This window comes from Leuconostoc falkenbergense (assembly GCF_014634805.1).
Lineage (GTDB): Bacteria > Bacillota > Bacilli > Lactobacillales > Lactobacillaceae > Leuconostoc > Leuconostoc falkenbergense.
Window position 1 is genome coordinate 19,345 of the sequence record NZ_BMBS01000002.1, and the last position, 18,952, is coordinate 38,296.

Annotated in this window: 18 protein-coding genes; 3 read left to right on the forward strand and 15 right to left on the reverse strand. The window is 39.0% G+C overall.

What is annotated here, in order from left to right; all coding sequences use genetic code 11:
* Positions 1-82: 82 nt before the first annotated feature.
* The 7 genes from IEU71_RS00800 to IEU71_RS00830 all read right to left on the reverse strand — a co-directional run bounded on the left by IEU71_RS00800 (position 83) and on the right by IEU71_RS00830 (position 5,565).
* Positions 83-436: a toxin-antitoxin system HicB family antitoxin gene (locus tag IEU71_RS00800; protein ID WP_004915204.1), complete on the reverse strand. Its 354-nt coding sequence runs from the start codon at positions 434-436 to the stop codon at positions 83-85.
* A 221-nt stretch (positions 437-657) separates the two neighbouring features.
* The gene (locus IEU71_RS00805; RefSeq protein WP_004915200.1) at positions 658-888 is read right to left on the reverse strand and encodes a CsbD family protein; all 231 of its coding nucleotides are present in this window, start codon (positions 886-888) and stop codon (positions 658-660) included.
* A gap of 598 nt (positions 889-1,486) precedes the next feature.
* Positions 1,487-2,464 carry an NAD-dependent epimerase/dehydratase family protein gene (locus tag IEU71_RS00810; protein ID WP_004915198.1) on the reverse strand — a complete coding sequence of 326 codons (978 nt, stop codon included), beginning with the start codon at positions 2,462-2,464 and terminating at the stop codon, positions 1,487-1,489.
* A 61-nt stretch (positions 2,465-2,525) separates the two neighbouring features.
* On the reverse strand, positions 2,526-2,759 hold the full coding sequence (locus IEU71_RS00815; RefSeq protein ID WP_004915196.1) for a hypothetical protein: 234 nt from the start codon (positions 2,757-2,759) through the stop codon (positions 2,526-2,528).
* A gap of 78 nt (positions 2,760-2,837) precedes the next feature.
* A complete protein-coding gene (trmB, locus tag IEU71_RS00820; protein WP_004915193.1) occupies positions 2,838-3,539 on the reverse strand; it encodes a tRNA (guanosine(46)-N7)-methyltransferase TrmB in 702 nt (233 codons plus the stop codon).
* A gap of 12 nt (positions 3,540-3,551) precedes the next feature.
* Positions 3,552-4,835, reverse strand: a complete 1,284-nt coding sequence (locus IEU71_RS00825; protein WP_004915190.1) for an ABC transporter permease — start codon at positions 4,833-4,835, stop codon at positions 3,552-3,554.
* Positions 4,825-5,565, reverse strand: coding sequence for an ABC transporter ATP-binding protein (locus IEU71_RS00830; RefSeq protein ID WP_004915188.1), 741 nt, complete (start codon positions 5,563-5,565; stop codon positions 4,825-4,827). Before IEU71_RS00830 ends, IEU71_RS00825 begins: the two co-directional genes overlap by 11 nt.
* Before the next feature lie 72 nt (positions 5,566-5,637).
* Here IEU71_RS00830 and IEU71_RS00835 point away from each other — a divergent pair, with 72 nt between their 5' ends.
* The 3 genes from IEU71_RS00835 to IEU71_RS00845 are packed head-to-tail and all read left to right on the forward strand — an operon-like array spanning position 5,638 to position 7,329.
* Positions 5,638-6,060 (forward strand): HIT family protein, encoded by a 423-nt coding sequence (locus IEU71_RS00835; RefSeq protein WP_004915185.1) that lies wholly within the window; start codon positions 5,638-5,640, stop codon positions 6,058-6,060.
* 29 nt (positions 6,061-6,089) lie between these two features.
* Positions 6,090-6,332, forward strand: coding sequence for a hypothetical protein (locus IEU71_RS00840; protein ID WP_004915181.1), 243 nt, complete (start codon positions 6,090-6,092; stop codon positions 6,330-6,332).
* Positions 6,333-6,387: 55 nt separating this feature from the next.
* The gene (locus IEU71_RS00845) at positions 6,388-7,329 is read left to right on the forward strand and encodes a peptidylprolyl isomerase (RefSeq protein WP_004915179.1); all 942 of its coding nucleotides are present in this window, start codon (positions 6,388-6,390) and stop codon (positions 7,327-7,329) included.
* Between the two features lie 47 nt (positions 7,330-7,376).
* On the opposite strand, the gene IEU71_RS00850 is transcribed toward IEU71_RS00845, so the two are convergent.
* The 8 genes from IEU71_RS00850 to purL form a co-directional block, all read right to left on the reverse strand.
* Positions 7,377-8,339: a 3'-5' exoribonuclease YhaM family protein gene (locus IEU71_RS00850; protein ID WP_004915971.1), complete on the reverse strand. Its 963-nt coding sequence runs from the start codon at positions 8,337-8,339 to the stop codon at positions 7,377-7,379.
* 24 nt (positions 8,340-8,363) lie between these two features.
* Complete coding sequence (locus tag IEU71_RS00855; RefSeq protein ID WP_004915972.1) at positions 8,364-10,727, reverse strand: ATP-binding protein; 2,364 nt, start codon at positions 10,725-10,727, stop codon at positions 8,364-8,366.
* A complete protein-coding gene (locus IEU71_RS00860) occupies positions 10,717-11,892 on the reverse strand; it encodes a metallophosphoesterase family protein (RefSeq protein WP_004915973.1) in 1,176 nt (391 codons plus the stop codon). The genes IEU71_RS00855 and IEU71_RS00860 overlap by 11 nt, the downstream gene beginning before the upstream one ends.
* A gap of 95 nt (positions 11,893-11,987) precedes the next feature.
* Positions 11,988-13,514, reverse strand: coding sequence for a bifunctional phosphoribosylaminoimidazolecarboxamide formyltransferase/IMP cyclohydrolase (gene purH / locus IEU71_RS00865; protein WP_004915974.1), 1,527 nt, complete (start codon positions 13,512-13,514; stop codon positions 11,988-11,990).
* Entirely contained in the window at positions 13,511-14,101 is a 591-nt protein-coding gene (gene purN, locus IEU71_RS00870; protein ID WP_004915975.1) for a phosphoribosylglycinamide formyltransferase, read from the reverse strand. Before purN ends, purH begins: the two co-directional genes overlap by 4 nt.
* On the reverse strand, positions 14,095-15,132 hold the full coding sequence (purM, locus tag IEU71_RS00875) for a phosphoribosylformylglycinamidine cyclo-ligase (protein ID WP_004915976.1): 1,038 nt from the start codon (positions 15,130-15,132) through the stop codon (positions 14,095-14,097). The genes purN and purM overlap by 7 nt, the downstream gene beginning before the upstream one ends.
* Positions 15,129-16,754 carry an amidophosphoribosyltransferase gene (purF, locus tag IEU71_RS00880; RefSeq protein WP_004915977.1) on the reverse strand — a complete coding sequence of 542 codons (1,626 nt, stop codon included), beginning with the start codon at positions 16,752-16,754 and terminating at the stop codon, positions 15,129-15,131. The genes purM and purF overlap by 4 nt, the downstream gene beginning before the upstream one ends.
* On the reverse strand, positions 16,736-18,952 hold the full coding sequence (purL, locus tag IEU71_RS00885) for a phosphoribosylformylglycinamidine synthase subunit PurL (RefSeq protein WP_004915978.1): 2,217 nt from the start codon (positions 18,950-18,952) through the stop codon (positions 16,736-16,738). The genes purF and purL overlap by 19 nt, the downstream gene beginning before the upstream one ends.

The window sequence follows — 18,952 nt, forward strand, 5'->3', positions numbered from 1 at the left end:
TTGGCTGTCGTGCGTTGTGTTAAAAAGCACACTGCACCGTCAACCCCCATTTTAACGTTGTTCACATGAACATTGGCAACAACTAGTGAAGCTCAGCAACTAATTCGCGTAAGGTCAAAATATTGCCATTAGCCTCTAAAATAACGTAATTTGCATCATATTTAGCCGCCGAAGCATTATCTATCAAATAACGGTAATAAATGCCTGAAACTTTAACCAACCGATTGTCCAAATCAAAGTCATGCCCTGAAATCACGTGTCCCACGAACTGCCGATCTTCAAAAGATTTAGGTTTAACACCATCTTCTAAAATCTTCGTCAAATAATTATTTAGTGATCGACCTTCTAGTTTCGCTTTTTCAGCCAAAACCTGATGTAACTCTGGATCAATACGCAATGGAATATTTCCTGATTTAGTTGTTTTCTCTTTTGACATATCTTTATGATATCACATTTAAATCAAAATAGCCAGCATCAGTGAATAAATTCACAAAATTAGTCTTAATTTTCGTTAAATGTTGGTCTTAGATAATAGTGTCACATCACCCCTGCTAACTTTGTTATCAGGGGTTTGTCTATGCCTTAAAATAGGCGTATTTTCATGTTAAATTTTATTTTTAAAAGTTAAAAAAAAAACGACCATAAGTCGTTTTTGAATCATTTCTTTTTAAGATTGTCAATACCGTCTTTTACTGCGTCAACGGCCTCTTCAGTTTTGTCTTTTACAGCATCTGCTGCATCAACAAACTTATCTTTGGCTTTACCAAAGAGGTTTTGTGCTTTTCCTTCTGCTTCGCGAGCTTTGTCACCGGTAACCTTGCCTTCAACTTCTTTTGCTTTACCAGCAACCTTGTCCTTAGCATTATCAAACTTTTCTTCAACTGACATAAAATGATCTCCTTGAGGTTTATTTGATGTTACAAGTTCATTCTACCGTACATGTCCTAAATTGTAAACGATTTCAACTCGGAAAAATTACTTTCATTATATTAAGATGAGGATTAACAATTTTCAAATCGCACAAAAAATGGTTCGTTGTAATCACTTACAACGAACCTATCATGCCTTCTTTCAGGGAGAAATTGACATTTTTAACCAGCAGTGCAGATTATGATACAGGACGATAGAATAATACTGCTGGTTGGCTACAATGTCTACTAACACATTGCTCTTTCATTTTAGCAAGTCTTTGTATACAACAGGTCAATATTTGGTTTTAATTTTGCAAAGAAGACATAGAAAAACCTAACAGGGAAGATAATGGACGTTAAAAAACCTGTTAGGCTGGCAATGCTTGGTAACATTACTTTTTTAGTATATATCACAGTATCATATAATGCTTAAAATATGTTAGGTTTCCTACTATGCTTTTGGTTTACCCGAACGATTAAAAATGTAAGTCAATCACAGAGTGCGGACGGTATAGTATTGTTGCGTGTCGATTGGAAGACCCATATCTTTAGGTATTTGAATGCTGTAAGATTTATCATAATAAATTCTTTTCTTTTAGACTTCGTGCAGTGTCAAGAATCGTCTGACGTGGATCAGTTGGCTGATAGCCAAGCACTCGCACAGTTTTTGCGTTCGTATGCGTATAACTTCGTCCAAGCATTGGGACTAATGCTCTGATAGAAGGCTGAAATTTTGCAACTAAGCGCACAACAAAATCAGGCAAAACAGAAAGCTTCACACGTGGAAATTCTGGTTTCAAGGTTTTTGCAACTTCAACGAAAGTTAAATCACCATTTTTAGCAATGAAGCGCTGCCCGACAGCAAACTGGCTAAATGATGCCGCCAGAATGTGAATTTCTGCAACATCTCTAACATCTGAAATTTCCAATGAAATCTTTGGGAGTGGTGTGCCGTGAATAATTTGAGCAATTAAACCATTGCTAGAAATTGCATCAGTTAAAGTAGGTCCAAAAATTGCACCCGGTAAAATCGTCGATAGCTGAAAATGATATTTGTCAGCCAAATTCCAAGCAAGCTTTTCTGCTGAAAGCTTTGATAACCTATAAGCGTTTAACTCAGGATTTTCTTCATCAGACCAAAATTCGGCATCAATGAGTCCCTTAGTTGACGCTTCAGGCGTACTCGCTGCTAGTGAACTCGTCATCACGATCCGTTTCACCCCTGCTTTATAAGCACTGTCAAAGACCGCTTGCACCATGCCTGTCGCCTGATGAATCAAATTAGGATCATTGGCATTCCTGCCACCAAGCGGACTTGCAACGTGATACAGCACGTCAATTGTACGCAAAGCATCTGTCAGCACTACGTCATCTGGGTCATTCAAGCTTGATAACACATAAGACAGTCTGTGATCTGAATCAAACTCCTTCATAAGCCTCTGACCTTTTTCATCAGATCTAACAGTGGCAATCACATGATCCCCTTGTGCCAAAAGCTTTTGGATAATATGCCCTGCAACAAAACCGTTGCCACCGGTTACAAGTGTTTTCATACTTCAATCTACTTTCTTTTGTCCATTAAAAAGAAATACTTCTATTTCAGTATTTCTTAAATTAAAGCGCGTATTTAGCTAAATTAGTAATCACTTCATCTAAATCGTTTTCTTTGATATCAAACATCACTATACCGGTTTCATTGACCAGATAATTAGCAAACGTTTGTTCAAATTCAGTCAGTAGTTGTGGCCCAAGATATTGCCCAAGCACTGCATATGATATGTTACCGTCATCTGTTGCTAACGTATAATATTTGTCACTTTTATGATTTTTTTGAATGAACATTAACATTTTAAAAATTCCCTTTAATTAAATTCATAACTAGCTGACAAAGACTTTCATTATTGAATAACAGTCTAGCATACACGCCTAAATTAGACGTTGCTTGTTGTTAATGGAATATCTTGTGCTCTGAAAGTGAGCCTTGACTTTATAAATTGGTTGTCCCTTTACCATAAACTTCTGTTCATACTCGGTTTCAACATTTCCTATTACTTTATCAGGGTCAGCGTGCAAATCAAGTGTGTAATCTTCTGCAGACCAACGCATGCCATAGGTCATAAAACTAACTAATGAATACTCAAATAAATGACGATTATCTGTTTTGAATTCAACCTCACCCTGATTTGGTAAAACAGCTTCATACGATTGTAAAAATGAGCGATACGTCAAACGTCGTGCCTCGTGTCGCTTTTTTGGCCATGGATCAGAAAAATTCAAATAAATTTTATCGATTTCTGACTTTTCAAAGTAAGTTTCGACACCATTACCGTTACCGTAAATATAACGTAAATTTGGTAATTTACCGACTTGATCAAAGCTCTTTCGAGCAGCAATTGCAATCGCAGTCTCTTGTATCTCCATACCAATATAATTAATCTCTGGGTGTGCTAAAGCCATCCCTAAGATAAATTGACCTTTTCCAGAACCAATTTCCACATGAATTGGTTGATTTTGGTCAAACAATTTTTGCCATTGACCGATTTGATCTGTCGCTTTGTCTTGATCAATCACAATGTCTGAGTGATTAGTTAGCCAATCGCTGGCCCACGGTTTTGCACGTAAATGCATATTTTTTCTCCATTATTTTTTTATTTTGTGGCTATTTTTTGGAATATAAAATTTGAACATGATAAATTCCACTAGCAACATAGTCGCTAAAATCACTACCATTTCTTTCAATGGTCGAATGAATATCGCAATCATAACCAGAATCAAAATAACTGGTATGGCAACAATTATTTGCACGCTAGCAAATGATTTTAACCTTTCTGTTTTTGAAACGGGCATCAACCTTGTCCACAGGTTTTGGTGCGTATCATCATACAGTGGTAACATTTGAAATGTCATTAAGTACAATATTGCAGCAGCAATAGTCGTAATCAACCACAACGGCGCTGATTTTAGTGCAATAATTAGCACAACGCCGACCAATAATAATCGCACAATTAAAGGTAGTATTTCAGTATCTCTCGCTAATCGTATCAAATACAGCCGAAACATGCTTGACTGCCCTTTAATCAATCGCTTTAACAAAAAATCCAAATAACGGCGTCGTTTAATCGTTTTTGGCTGATGTGGTACTTCAGCAAATAACGCAAAAAAGTGCAATGTCCGCTGCTGTTGTATCTGGGCTTGGGCCGTAGCCCGCAACCAATCAATTGCGAATAATTCTGATTTGACTTCAGTTACCGCAAAATATCGCACCACAATTCCTGCCAGCAACAACCAAATAATTACCATGACATTCAATTGATCCGTCGACAAACCAATGATAAACGCTAACAAGGTTCCGGGTACTAAAAACCTGAACAAGATTTTTTCAGCAATGGCATCCGGCTCAAAAATAGCGATTGTCAACCGACGAGATTTCAAAAAAAGTTTATCCCGCTCATACATCAATAACAACATCTTGTAACTAATCACAAAGATAATCAAAAAAAATAGTCGCGACCAATTATCAACATCCATTCGCCACAATATAGGCGCAATCACAGCGATAAATATTATTTGCCAAACAGACGCATAGCATATACTCAAACGCATAGCCGAAGCCAAATAGGATTTAATGATATCACGATCGTTCGCAAATAAATAGAGCCGATCGGCAGGTTTAAAATAAGTGACAAGACTACCAAATTGCAAACCCACTAACAACCATAAAATACTGATTGCTTGCCACCAAATTGAATGCCAATAGGTCACAGATTGATGTGCTGTCAGCAGATTACGATAACCCAATATACCAGCACCCAAGGCTATCATCAAAAAAAGAATAAAATGATCATTAAACAGCAAACGTAGATATCTAAAATTTATTTTCTGCGCACGCCGTAATCGTTCCTGAAACAAACTATCAACTTTCATCGGCTAGCTCCCGCTGGACAAGGCCAAAAAAATCATCCAACTGATCCAACTGCAACTGATTTTCCTCAGCCAAAGCTTGTGGTGTCCCTATGAATCGTGACTTACCATCATGCAATACTACAAATTGGTCTACAAATTCGGCGGCCGAAGCTAATAAATGAGTCGTCATCAAAACGCTGTTTCCCTTATTAGCTTGCTCATGAATCAATCTAACGACATCTTTTTGTGCAACCGTGTCTAATCCTAAAAAGGGTTCATCAATAATAATTAGCGGTGCATCTAGCATAAAGGCCGATATCAGCATGACTTTCTGCCGCATCCCTTTTGAAAAATGAATTGGCAACCAGTGTAGCTTATCATCTAACCGGAATTGTTTCAATAATGTTTCCGCACGTTGCCAAGCAACCTCATCATCAATATTATGAGCAGCCAGCATTAAATGTAAATGTTCACCTAATGTCAATTCATCATACAAGATAGGCTGTTCCGGAATATAAGCAATTTGTGATTTAAAACCGGTCGGATTTTGAACCAAATTAATCCCATTTAACTCAATTGTGCCCATTTGTGGTTGAAGTTCACCAATAATATGGTTGATTGTCGTTGATTTACCAGCGCCATTCAAACCAATTAATGCCACAATGCTGCCATTAGGCACATCAAAGGTGACATTTTTTAAAACGTTATTACCGGCATAACCACCAGACAGATTGTTAATTTTAAGTCCCATAGCTTCTATTATAACAGGCACCAGTCAATATTTGATATAATAAAGTCAGTAAATTGAAATGGAGCAAGATAAATGGATATTTTTGATAAAATTATTGCAGGTGAAATCCCAAGTTACAAAGTTTATGAAGATGAAGACGTTTTAGCCTTTCTTGACATTTCTCAAGTGACACCCGGTCATACATTACTTGTGCCAAAAGCTGATGTGGCTGATATTTTTGATTACACAGATGACATTGCAAAAAAAGTATTGCTAAAATTACCAGTTGTTGCTGCCGCAATAAAAGCAAGCAACCCTGACATTACAGGCATCAATATTCAGTCTAATAACGGTGTTTCTGCTGGTCAAACCGTCCGCCATTCTCACTGGCACATCATTCCAAGATTTGATGATGATAATCTCAATAGCAAACTAGCGCCAACGATTGACAATAGTTCAGCATTTTCACCTGAGCGCTATCAAAAAATTGCTGATAGCATTGCTGCCCAATTCTAGAAACACGGAAACAAATCACGGAGGTCAATATGAAGCTGTTTAGTCAATTAAAGTCGTTAATAGCTGATTTCAAAGAAATTTCAGCTTTATTGAAACAACTCCAGCAACAGCAAGCAATTTTAACTGAGCAATTAAAGCATGTTCAAACTATTGGTGAGGAAATTCAAACTGATATTGACAAAATGAATTTCAAAAATCAGCCACATCTTGATCGCATCGCCAAAAGTCAAAAAAACATAGACCATGAGTTGTCTAAATATAAAGCGCGATAGTTCATTTTATGGTAAAATATTCAGTATTGTATTTAGAAAAGGAAAATAATCACTCATGAGAAAGTTTATTTGGGGATTGCTCGTTGTCATTTTCGTCGGCGGGCTTATCTTCCTAGGGTTTAATTCATCCAAAACATTGGTTACAACTAATGTTGGCAAAATCACACAAAAAGAATTCTACAATGACTTTAAAAAGTCATCAGCTGGTCAGCAAGAATTTGCCAATATGGTAATCAACAAAGTGCTTGCTGCAAACTATGGCAAAAAAGTTTCAAAAAGCGATGTTCAAACCGCTTATGATACTCAAAAAGCACAGTACGGCTCATCATTTAAGACAGTTTTAGCATCAAATAATTTGACACAAGATCAATTTAAAACAAATGTGAAAAATAATTTGATTATGAACGCCGCTATCAAAGCTAACTATAAGGTCACCCAAAAGCAGTTGAAAAAAGCTTATGCTAGTTATCATCAAAATACAACCATTTCGATGATTACCGCTAAAGATGAATCTTCTGCTAAAGAAGCCATTGCAGCCTTAAAGAAGGGTGACAAATGGGCAACCGTCTATAAAAAATACTCAACAGATACCACATACGCCTCATCAAATGGTCAATTACCAGCATTTGATTCAACAAGCTCAACAGTTGACTCTTCCGTTCAAACGGCTGCGTTCAAATTATCAAAAGTTGGTGACTATTCAACAGAACCTGTGACAGGTAGTTCTAGTGGCTATTATGTGATTCAATTAGACAAAACAACTACGAAACCTGCAATGAGCAAAGTTCGTAGTAAGTTGTCAAATAAAATCGTCAGTGATTTCATTAGTGATTCAAGTAACACAACAGAAATTCAAGCCATTATTGGTAAAATTTTGCGCAAAAACGATGTCAATGTGAAAGACACTGATTTGAAAAATGCATTGAGCAGTTACCTCACAGCCGGCATTTCTTCAAGTTCTTCAAGTTCTTCAAGTTCTTCAAGTTCTTCAAAGTAAACATAAAAAAAGCGATTCCAACGGGATCGCTTTTTTTATGTTTACTGTCACAAAGTTGTTTGATCACGGTTTTCAGGTTTGTAAAACTTACGATTATCTAAACCAAAGACTCTATCTGAGAAAGAACCTTCAGCTGTTTTTTCCATTACTCCGCTCATCATCTGAATACCCGCATCAAGTTCATCCAATTGATGCAACACTTCAGCTTCCATGACGACTGGTCTCACTGGAGATCCATATTCTAAAATACCATGGTGTGATAACACCACATGCCGTAGTAATATCAAGTCCTCATCTTGTAAATCAAACTTCAGTTCTCGCGCTGCCAAAACAATTTGTTCATCAATTAACGTAATATGACCAATCAAATTTCCTGACAAAGTATATTGTGTCGCCACTGGCCCAGACAGTTCAATCGTTTTTCCTAAATCATGTAACAATGCACCGGCAATCAACAACTCCTGATTTAATTGTGGATACTGTCCTGCGACACCTTTAGCTAATTTTGCAATAGATAATGAGTGAAATGCCAAACCACCAGCAAATGCATGATGATTTGATTTGGCAGCTGGATAGCGTAAAAATGCATCATGATATTGTGTAAATAAGCGACGTACTAAACGATTCCAAGTTGGATTAACAATCAAAAAAATATAATCGTTTAGGGCATCGTTCATATCTGCTTCTTTAATTGGCGCATGCACCATAAAGTCAGACGGATTTTCTGGCTCTCCGGATTCAGTTAAACGAACGTTTGTAATCTGAACTTGTGGCTGATCGTGATATGATCCTCGTACACCCTGCAATTTAACAATTTTTCCAGGGACAAAGCAAGTTATCTGTTCCTCAGTAGCGTCCCATAAATTTCCTGGTAAGTCACCAGACCTATCAGAAAACACTAATCCAATGTATGTTTTCCCATTTTTTGTCAAACGTACATCCGCACTTTTAATCAGCGCAAAACTATCCACATGCTCCGAATCCTGATAATTTGCTAATAATTTAGTCATATTCTATCCTCACAGCTTTATCTATTACAATTTTATCATATTTGGAAAATCGTTGGTTTCTACACTAGTTGTCAAATAAATAATTTGTTGTTTGTCTGACAATTGGGCTAACATATCAAGCATAATAGCACGTCTCTGTGGATCAAAGTTGACAAATCCATCATCAATTACCATAGGGAAATTAATCACATCAGCAATAACGCGAGCCAATGCAAGACGCATCGCAACGTAAAGCTGTTCCTGAGTACCAGTAGATAACGACATCACGTTAAATGACTCATGGCGCGCAGTAGTTACAATAATTTCGTCTTTTTCAAAATTAATGTGTTGGTAACGCCTTACGGTTAATTGACTAAAGCACTCTGTCGCAAATTTCATCATCTTAGGAAAACGATTTTGTGAAGCAGCGTGTAAAGCACTGTAAATCCAACGATTTGCTAATTTTTGCGCCAAATATTCACTAAATTGAGTGATGAGTTCAGTTTTTTGGTCTGCAACCTTTTGTTGCATTACCATGAAATCATCATTACTAACGCGTTGCATCTGTTGTGCCTGAATGCGCGCCAATTTTGCCTGTTCTTCCGCAAAATGCTGCTTTATTTGGGCAAGATTATTATGCTCGTTTTCCAGATTTTTTGAAAGTGCTTGCGCATCCTCAAACGCTGACAATTTTTTTTGGTCTTGAGCAGGTATTTGTTGAATCATTGCTTGATACCGATGATCGTTAACCATTTGCTCGTGATAAGCAATATCCAAATTTTGCAAATCAGTCATTTTTTCAACATCATATTTCTGAAAAATCACTTTTAAATCAAGCTTTTTTTGATTTAAAGATATACTTGACGCTTCAATCATATTATCCAGTTGTGATTGCTGTTGTTGCCTGAGAACATTTTCATTCTGCTTTACTAAAACACGATTTTGAATCGTTTGCGCCAGTTGATCCACTGAGTCATGAATCGCCTGTGATGCTAACGCCACATTTAGATCTCTGGCTAAGGATTGTAGTGCTTTATTAATGTGAACTGTTTGCAAGTCAATTTTTTGATTAATGGCTGTCAAAGAATTGTCAAGCTTAAGGTAATGTTCAATACTAGGCTGAACAGCACGTATCTGTGTCCCATTTAAAGGATAATACTGCTTTTTAATATCACTAATCACACTATTATTTTTCACTACAAATCTAATAATAAAACTCAAAAGTACAATTACGACCATCAACCATAGCCAAATGGGTGTTACCACCAAATACACTGCAATAGTTAACAAAATTGCCCCACTAACCATTCCAATAAATCGGACTTTGTAGTTTGACAGCCGTTGATCATCATCGGCTGTCAGTAATTCTGGCACCTTATTGGTTGCAAACTGTGCTTGAATTGCTTTTTGTTGCGCCAATAATTCATCATGCTGTCGCTGATCATTCACTAGTTGGCTGGCCATCATTTTTATAGTCATCAACCGTTTATTACTGTCTTCAATTTCACTTGCAGATTCGGGTTGTACACTCAGATCTTGCTCTTGACGACGAATGTTGCTTGCCAAAAGATCAATTTCAACTTGCAATTGCTCCGCGTGCTGTAAATCTGACTCTGAGACTGAACGAACCTGCTTTCTCTCAATTTGTTGCGCTTCATAAAACAGTCGGTATTGCCGTTGCAATTGCGTTAGCTGATTAATATTTTCTTGGGATTTATCTAATTCTTTTTCTAACATGGCAACTGATTGTGTCAACTCTGAAACAGTCTGTTGATCATCTAAAAAAATTTTCAACTGTTCTGATTGCTTTGTCAATTCGGTCTCACTAACTTCGTATGAATGGACCGCTTGATTAAGTGATCGTCTCCCTGTGGCACGTGACGCAAATAATTTATCTGCTTTCTTATCAAATTCAGTTGCTGTCTCAAGCCATTGTGTGCTGCCAACTGCGCCGAGATTTAATAATAGTTTTTGTAAATCTGGTGCAGAAATTTGTTTCATTTGTATCAAATCCTGCTCGCTAAAGTTAAAAATATCATCAAAAGATTGCCTTGTTAAAGGCGATAATTCATTGCTTAGCCATTCCTCTGGATTTGTTATTTCATGTTGGTCTGCAAGACGGGTAATTGTCAAAGTACTTTGTGTTCGATCAAAGCGTGCAATGCGAAAATCACCATTAGCAGTCTCAACCACCAAATCACCACCATAGCGACTGCCATCTTGGGGATCATAAACATTTTTTGATTGTTTTTTACTTGGAAAACCAAATAAAATACCAACAATAAATGCGCGTAAGGTTGATTTACCGGACTCATTCTGACCAACAATTATCTGCAATTGACTGTTAAAATCAAATGCCACCTGAGACCATTTGCCAAAACCACTAATATGAACTTGTTTAATCTTCATGTAAGTGTCGCCTTTCGCTAATTAATTCCGTCATCCGTTGACGCAACAAATGTTTACCGGCTGATGTCGTAAAATAATCACGCACAAAAAAAGGCACTTGATTTGGTAAATAATCATTCACTTCAAATGAAGACATCAATTGCGTCAATGAGTTTTCCCAAAATTGCTGATCAATCACGTCGTTAATTTGTGCTGATTGATAATCCATAATCAGATTTAAACGAACAATCCACACGTTTGAAGCCATATTGGCACGCAAGCCTTCCAGTGTGAAGCCGTGTGTAATACGAGAGATAAATTCAGGGTCACTTGTCTGAGAGATATTGATGGTCCAAAACCCAACTTCATCATCAGACAATGTTTTGGCACGCTGAATCAAATCCAGTTCATCTGCAACGTGATCAAAAGTCACTTCATGCCAAACAACTGGTGCCACAGCAACAAATGTAGGTACCAAACGACCAGTATCATCACTAACTAAATAGTAACCTTTTGGCCCAGTTTCTGTGAGATTCAACCCCTGCAAATTTCCTGAATATCCAACAAAGGGCCGCTGATTCAGTGTTTGTCGCTTATGAATATGGCCCAGTGCCCAGTAGTCATAGTTTTTAGATAGTAAATCGCCAACAGAAAACGGTGCATAAGATGATCCCTCCGTACCAACAGACCCATGATACATACCAATTTGATAATCAAATTGTCGATTCTTTTGAGGAAAATCATCAATAATACGAGTTGCTTGTTGCTGAGTCTGATAACTAAATCCAGTAATTGCGACACGTTTACCACTTTTTATCGTTAACGATTGCGTCACAACCTGCTGAGGTAAAACAACAACATTAACTGGCCAAGGCAAATGTTGTCGTCGATCTGCTTCAAAATCATGATTACCAAAACTCAAATAAACCGGTATTTTTGCCTCCAGTAACCGATTAAATTGTTGATTCACAATACTTTGAATTTGGGCGCTATTTTCAGCAGCGTTGTACAAATCGCCTGGAAACAATACAAAATCTACTGATTCACTAATTGCAGCATCAATTAACTTTATGAAAGCAGTGATAGTTGCCTTATGAACCGTTTCTTTTAACATTTCGGGCAACTGTCCGTCCAACCCCGAAAATGGGTTACCCAAATGTATATCCCCTGCATGAATAAATTTCATTGTCACTCCTAAGCGAATATTTGTTCGTATGATTAGTATACCGAAATTTCAAGATGACTTCAATAAAAAAACGCTCGTTTGAGCGTTTTGAAGGCTTAATGTTTGAAGTGACGGGTACCACTAAAGACTAACGCAACCCCTAACTCGTTAGCTTTGTCGATTGAATCTTGGTCTTTGATTGATCCACCTGGTTCAACAATTGCCTTAATACCATGTTCAGCAGCATATTGCACCGAATCATTCATCGGGAAAAAGGCATCGGATGCCAATACCGCATCGCTAAGATTTGACTTATTGGCAGCTTTTTGAATAGAATAAACAACGGAATCAATACGATTTGGCTGTCCTGCGCCAACACCCAAAGTTTGACCATCTCTCGCCACAACTATTGCGTTAGACTTGACATGTTTAACAACTTTTTGCGCAAAAATCATGGCCTTTAACTGCTCCTCTGTTGGTACAACTTTTGATACCACCTTGAACGAATCCGCTGACTCTTCCACCAAATCGCGTTCTTGAACAACGGCACCACCAAGTACAGAGGTAACTTCAAGCGCTTGCGGGATTGCAGTAGTAAATGGCAACGTCAGCAAACGTAAGTTTTTCTTAGCAGACAAAATCTCAAAAGCCTCTGGTGTAAAGCTTGGCGCAATGATAATTTCCAAAAATATCTTGTGCATTTTTTCAGCAGTTACGGCATCAACTTCTCGATTTAATGCAACAATTCCACCAAAAATTGAAATATCATCAGCAGCAAAAGCCTTATCCCACGCTGCTTCAACCGTTGCACCTTGACCAATGCCAGCTGGATTCATATGTTTAACTGTCACCACAGTTGTTTCGTCAAATTCTGCAATAATGCGCAACGCAGCGTCCGCATCACGAATGTTGTTATATGACAATTGCTTCCCATGCAATATTTCCGCATTGAGCACTGAATATGCCTCAGGCAAGGCATTCCGATAGGCTGCGGCAGATTGATGAGGATTTTCACCATAACGCATATCATCAAATTTTTCAAACGGCAGTGTCAGGTTTTCTGGAAATTCTGTTTCTGTCAAATAATGAGCGATTAAGGCATCGTATGACGCCGTATGTTGAAATACCTTGGCTGCTAGGTTACGACGATAGGTTTGGTCCACTGAACCAGACTTCAATTTGTTAATAACATCATCGTAATCAGCTGGATCAACAATTGGTAAAACAGCGGCAAAATTTTTAGCAGCTGAACGTAACATTGATGGCCCACCAATATCAATATTTTCGATAGCTTCTGCTTCTGTGACCCCATCTTTTTGAATCGTTGACTTGAACGGATATAAATTCACAACCACAATGTCAATTGGCGTAATATCGTATTCTGCTAATTTGGCCATATGTTCTGGCAAATCACGACGTGCTAGTAAACCAGCGTGCACACGTGGATGCAACGTCTTGACACGCCCATCTAACATCTCAGGAAAATCTGTGACTTCGTCAATTGGCAATACTTCCAAGCCAGCCTCTGCTAACACTTTATGTGTCCCACCTGTTGACACTAACTCATAACCTAATTCCACTAAACTTTTAGCAAATGGTACCAAACCTTTTTTGTCGGAAACACTTAGTAATGCACGGGTCATTTTAAAAATACTCCTTCTTTTAATAACTTTTCTAGTGTGTTCGGGTATAAAACGTGTTCCACATGATGGATACGCGTTTCCAGTTGTTCAAGTGTGTCGTCTTTTTTAATTGGCACCACTTCTTGCGCAATAATTTCGCCAGTATCAATGCCATTGTCAACAAAATGCACTGTGACGCCAGTCTTATCGACACCTGCTTCAAACGCATCCAAAATACTGTGCCGCCCGGGAAAACTAGGCAGCATCGCTGGGTGCAAATTGATGATTTTACCCAAATAACGATTGATTAATAATGGTGTCAAAATGCGCATGTAACCTGCCAGTAAAATACCATCAACTTGATCTGATTCCAGCTGGTCAATAATCGCTTGTTCAGCAGCTGTTTTGTCAAGATAGTGACTGTAAATAATTGTCGTGGTTGGCACGCCAAATACTTTTGCTAAGTTGAGCACCCCAGCTTTGGAATGATCAACCACTAATCTGACAATTTCAGCATTTAGATTGCGTTGTATAATGGCGTCATTTAATGCCTGAAAGTTTGTGCCAGTCCCAGAGGCAAAAACTGCTAATCGAACTTTTTTTACCATGGTGCTACTCCTGTAAACACCACAGCTTCTTTTTGACGGTCAGTGATTTTACCTAATAGATAAGCAGGTTGTTCGTTTTCAGTCAACATCGTCATGGCATCTGCTAATTGACTAGGTTGAACTACCAATACTAAACCTAAGCCATTGTTAAACGTCAATAGCATATCTGCGAGAGAAACATTGCCACGTTTTTGTAAATCATCAAAAATGGGCAGTATGGGCCATGATCCCCAACTAATTTCAGCTGATAGATGTTTTGGAAAGGCACGAGGCAAATTTTCAACTAACCCACCACCTGTGATATGCGCCATTGATTGTACCAGACCTGCTTGAACTAATGGCCATACCGATTTAGCATATAATGCTGTTGGCGTCAGCAAAGTCGTTTGCAATTGCTCATCAAGCTGTTGAAAGGCTGATTCATTATCAATATGATAAATGTGGCGAACTAATGAGTAGCCATTTGAATGAATGCCTGACGATGGCAAACCAATTAAAATATCATCTACATCAACATTTTCTGGTTTCAATAACTGATCCCGCTCTGCTATACCAACAGCAAATGCAGCTAGATCGTAGTGATTTTTAGCATACAATCCGGGCAATTCAGCACTTTCGCCACCAATAAGAGCCATACCAGATTCTTTGGCTGCATGTGCTATGCCTTGTACGATTTCAGCGACCACTTCCGGTCGCATTTTATCAACCGCTAAATAGTCCAACATGAATGCCGGTTTGGCACCTTGAGCTAAAATATCGTTAGCCACCATACCAACTAAATCTTGGCCAATGGTGTCGTGCTTATTCGCCGCAATCGCCAACAATAACTTTGTTCCAACACCATCCGCGCCTGAAATCAGTACTGGATCTTTGTAGTCTGTACCAAGTGCATAAGCCGCACCAAAACCGCCAATACCACTCAAAACATTATCGTTATATGTCTTAGCAACTTCATCTTGCATTAAATCAACAGCTTTTTCACCAGCTTTGATATCCACGCCAGCCTTCTGATAGGCATTTTCGTTGGTCATCGTTCTCCTCCCATAATTGGTTGTGCATCAAGATGAACAGTTCCATCTGCCAAAATATCTTGATTACGCAAAGATCTGACTTGATGTGGATGATAAGTTGTGGTTGGCTCTGGTGCAAAATCAACTTCGTGACGTGCCTCAAAATCCGCTAATCCTGCTTGATAGTCATATATTGGGCTAGGATAATGTCCATCAAAATATGCTGTGGTCAATCCTGTCCCCTCACCATAGTATGGCAAGTCAATCGCTGACACCAAGCCATCTACCGACAAAAATCCTAGTGAATCAGCCTCTATCATGTCGGTCATTTCTGTCAATGAGTGGTTAGCGCCCATTAACTCTTTAGTCGTTTGCATATCAATACCATAAAAAGAAGGAAATTTAAAAATCGGACTCGCAATGCGCACATGAACTGACTTAGCTCCCGCCTCTTTTAGCATGCGAACGATGTACATTGATGTTGTACCACGAACAATTGAATCATCAACCAAAACAACGTTTTGTCCACGAACGACATCACGAACCGCGCTTAATTTCATACGTACTGCACGCTCACGTTTATCTTGTGTTGGCTCAATAAATGTTCGAGCAATATACTGATTTTTTACCAAACCCATTTCGTTTGGTAGGCCGGTAGCTTCTGCAAAACCAGCGGCAGCGCTCAAACTTGAGTTGGGAACACCGACCACAATGTCGGCATCCTTCACAGGCTGTTCAGCTGCCAAAGCTGCTCCCATACGCTTGCGGGCTTGATGAACATTGACACCATATATTGATGAATCAGGTCGAGCAAAATAAATATATTCCATCGCATCGATATTTAACGTCGTCTTATCAGTATAATGGTCAATCGTGAGTCCGCTATCATCAATAATCAGCAGTTCGCCAGGTTGTACATCTCGCAAAAATTTAGCGCCAACAACGTCTAATGCTGCAGTTTCAGAAGTCACAATGTATTGGCCATCCGGCATTTGACCAACCACAAAAGGTCGAAAAGCATGGGGGTCAAGCGCCGCGTACAACCCGTGCGGGGTTAACAGCAAGTAAGCAAATCCCCCGCGGAGAACATTGAGTGAAGCTTTAAGTTTGTCAACAAATGTTGACGCTTTAGAACGACGAATCAAATGCAATAAAATTTCTGAATCAGCCGATGACTGGAAAATGGCGCCTTCTTCTTCGAGCTTTTCGCGCAATGTCAAGGCATTAGTCAAGTTACCATTGTGTGCAAGTGAAATTTGCATATCGTGAAAGTTGACCATGAGTGGTTGAATATTTTCTATACCATGAGAGCCAGCAGTCGCATAACGAACGTGTCCAATTGCACTGTTTCCTTGCAGGGCTTCTATTCTGCTTGGATCTCGAAAGACGTCACTTAATAAGCCAAGTCCTCTTTCCTGCCACAAATGGCCTGAACGATTAGATACAATCCCAGCACCTTCTTGACCACGATGTTGCAATGCATGTAAGCCATAATAGGTCAGCTGCGCAGCATCACTCCGTCCCCAAACACCAAATATGCCACATTCTTCATTAAGGCTTCGAACATTGACGCGTGATTGCTCAGTTCTCATTGCCTGATTCGCTTGTGTGTTAATATCTGTCATTATGCCTTTAATCGCCATGAAATGCTCTCCTGATAGATGGTTTGAGTTTCTTGTCGTGATAACTGCAATAATTGGTCACTTGATTGAATCGTCATTTGATCCTCATCAGATACCTCACCAATTTTTTGAGCTGACTCACCCACTAGTTTTTCAAAAGCATCACGATTTTGGGGTGCCACGGAAACAATGAAACGACTAGGTGTTTCAGCAAATAGGAACTCTGAAGTCATGTCAGTGACAACATTGAAACTTAAATGACCAGCAAATGCACTTTCCAATAAACCAACAATCAAACCACCTTCAGATAAATCGTGTACGCTAGCTAATAATGACTGCTCTATTGCTGCTAATACTAGCTTTTGATTGGTAATTTCATCATGATCATTAAATTCAAAAAGCTGCCCGTCGATGGTACCTGTCTGCATTTTTTGAATTTCAGTACCATTGAAACTAGCGCTCGTTTCCCCAATGATATAAATGCTGTCGCCGGCATTTTGGAATCCAATCCGTGTTGCTTTTGACACATCAGTTAGCAAACCAACCATGCCAATCATTGGTGTCGGATAAATGGCTTGACCATCCGTTTCATTATAAAGTGATACGTTTCCAGAAATAATTGGTGTATTGAGTTGTTTTGCAAGTTCATTAATGCCATCAACTGCTTGAGCCAATTCATAATACACTTCCGGATTATCCGGTGAACCAAAATTCAATCCGTCTGTGATGCCAATTGGTGTTGCTCCAGTAGCAACGATATTACGAGCTGCCTCTGCAACAGCCATTTTAGCGCCTACTTTAGGATTTAAGTACAAATATCGTGCATTCACGTCGGTCGTCATTGCTAGTGCCTTCTTAGTCCCACGAATCCTGACTAAAGTAGCATCACCACCAGGTTTAATGACCGTATCAGCACGAACTTGGGAATCGAAATGACGGAACAAATCACTTTTTGAAGCAATCGTCGGTTGACCAACTAAATCAAGGACTGTTTGCTTTAAATCAGTTACATCTGGTACGAATTGATCTGCTTTCAAAATAGCCAAACGTTGAGGCGCCACCATTGGCAAATCTTGTTTAGGGGCATGCGTCAAAAAGTCAACGGGCACATCAGCCACTACTTGATCATTGAAACGTAAACGATAGCGACCATCATCCGTCACACGACCGATAATGACAGCATCCAAGTTGGCTTTTTTGAACAAATCTAATATAACTTGCTCTTCCCCTTTTTTAACAACAAATAACATGCGTTCTTGGGATTCGGACAACATCAATTCATAAGGCGTCATCGCTGTTTCACGTTGTGGCACTTGGTTTAAGTCTAAATCAATTCCCATACCAGCTTTTGAGGCCATTTCTGAACTAGAAGATAACAAACCAGCAGCACCCATATCCTGAATACCAACAATAATATCTGAATGATCGCGAACTGCTTGCAAAGTGGCATCCATCACTAATTTTTCTAGAAATGGATCGCCAACCTGAACAGCAGAACGATCTGACTCATGTTCAGTTGAAAATTCGGCCGATGCAAATGATGCCCCGTTAATCCCATCGCGCCCAGTTTTGGCACCTACATAAATAATTGAGTTACCAACACCTTTGGCTTGACCGACTTGCATACCCTTTTGATCCATTAGTCCAACAGCCATTACATTAACTAATGGATTACCCGCATAAACTGGGTCAAAACCAATTTCACCACCAACTGTGGGAATCCCAATCGCATTACCGTAACCAGCAATACCAGCAATCACACCGTCAACAATGTGGTGTGTGTGTGCGTTATCAAGTTCGCCAAAACGTAGCGAATCTAGTACAGCAATAGGCTGGGCTCCCATTGAAAAAATATCGCGTAAAATACCACCAACACCAGTCGCCGCGCCTTCATAAGGCTCAACAAATGACGGATGATTATGACTCTCAGCTTTGAAAACTACTGCTTGATTATCACCAATATCCAATATACCGGCACCTTCACCCGGCCCCTGCAAAACACGTTCATTGGTTGACCAAAAATGACGTAAAATTGGCTTGGACTTTTTGTAAGAAACATGTTCTGACCACATGCCAGAGAAAATACCTGTTTCAGTATAATTAGGTAAGCGATCAAGTGTATCAACAATAAGTTGGTACTCCGTATCAGTCAAACCCCATTGCTGATAAATTTTACTATCACGGACCATTTCGGGTGTTATCTCATTATCACTATGCAT

What these genes read in the sequence shown, in the direction of transcription:
- IEU71_RS00800 (WP_004915204.1), bottom strand. Translation starts at nt 436, where the DNA reads ATGTCAAAAGAGAAAACAACTAAATCAGGAAATATTCCATTGCGTATT.
- IEU71_RS00805 (WP_004915200.1), bottom strand. Translation starts at nt 888, where the DNA reads ATGTCAGTTGAAGAAAAGTTTGATAATGCTAAGGACAAGGTTGCTGGT.
- IEU71_RS00810 (WP_004915198.1), bottom strand. Translation starts at nt 2,464, where the DNA reads ATGAAAACACTTGTAACCGGTGGCAACGGTTTTGTTGCAGGGCATATT.
- IEU71_RS00815 (WP_004915196.1), bottom strand. Translation starts at nt 2,759, where the DNA reads ATGTTAATGTTCATTCAAAAAAATCATAAAAGTGACAAATATTATACG.
- trmB (WP_004915193.1), bottom strand. Translation starts at nt 3,539, where the DNA reads ATGCATTTACGTGCAAAACCGTGGGCCAGCGATTGGCTAACTAATCAC.
- IEU71_RS00825 (WP_004915190.1), bottom strand. Translation starts at nt 4,835, where the DNA reads ATGAAAGTTGATAGTTTGTTTCAGGAACGATTACGGCGTGCGCAGAAA.
- IEU71_RS00830 (WP_004915188.1), bottom strand. Translation starts at nt 5,565, where the DNA reads ATGGGACTTAAAATTAACAATCTGTCTGGTGGTTATGCCGGTAATAAC.
- IEU71_RS00835 (WP_004915185.1), top strand. Translation starts at nt 5,638, where the DNA reads ATGGATATTTTTGATAAAATTATTGCAGGTGAAATCCCAAGTTACAAA.
- IEU71_RS00840 (WP_004915181.1), top strand. Translation starts at nt 6,090, where the DNA reads ATGAAGCTGTTTAGTCAATTAAAGTCGTTAATAGCTGATTTCAAAGAA.
- IEU71_RS00845 (WP_004915179.1), top strand. Translation starts at nt 6,388, where the DNA reads ATGAGAAAGTTTATTTGGGGATTGCTCGTTGTCATTTTCGTCGGCGGG.
- IEU71_RS00850 (WP_004915971.1), bottom strand. Translation starts at nt 8,339, where the DNA reads ATGACTAAATTATTAGCAAATTATCAGGATTCGGAGCATGTGGATAGT.
- IEU71_RS00855 (WP_004915972.1), bottom strand. Translation starts at nt 10,727, where the DNA reads ATGAAGATTAAACAAGTTCATATTAGTGGTTTTGGCAAATGGTCTCAG.
- IEU71_RS00860 (WP_004915973.1), bottom strand. Translation starts at nt 11,892, where the DNA reads ATGAAATTTATTCATGCAGGGGATATACATTTGGGTAACCCATTTTCG.
- purH (WP_004915974.1), bottom strand. Translation starts at nt 13,514, where the DNA reads ATGACCCGTGCATTACTAAGTGTTTCCGACAAAAAAGGTTTGGTACCA.
- purN (WP_004915975.1), bottom strand. Translation starts at nt 14,101, where the DNA reads ATGGTAAAAAAAGTTCGATTAGCAGTTTTTGCCTCTGGGACTGGCACA.
- purM (WP_004915976.1), bottom strand. Translation starts at nt 15,132, where the DNA reads ATGACCAACGAAAATGCCTATCAGAAGGCTGGCGTGGATATCAAAGCT.
- purF (WP_004915977.1), bottom strand. Translation starts at nt 16,754, where the DNA reads ATGGCGATTAAAGGCATAATGACAGATATTAACACACAAGCGAATCAG.
- purL (WP_004915978.1), bottom strand. Translation starts at nt 18,952, where the DNA reads ATGCATAGTGATAATGAGATAACACCCGAAATGGTCCGTGATAGTAAA.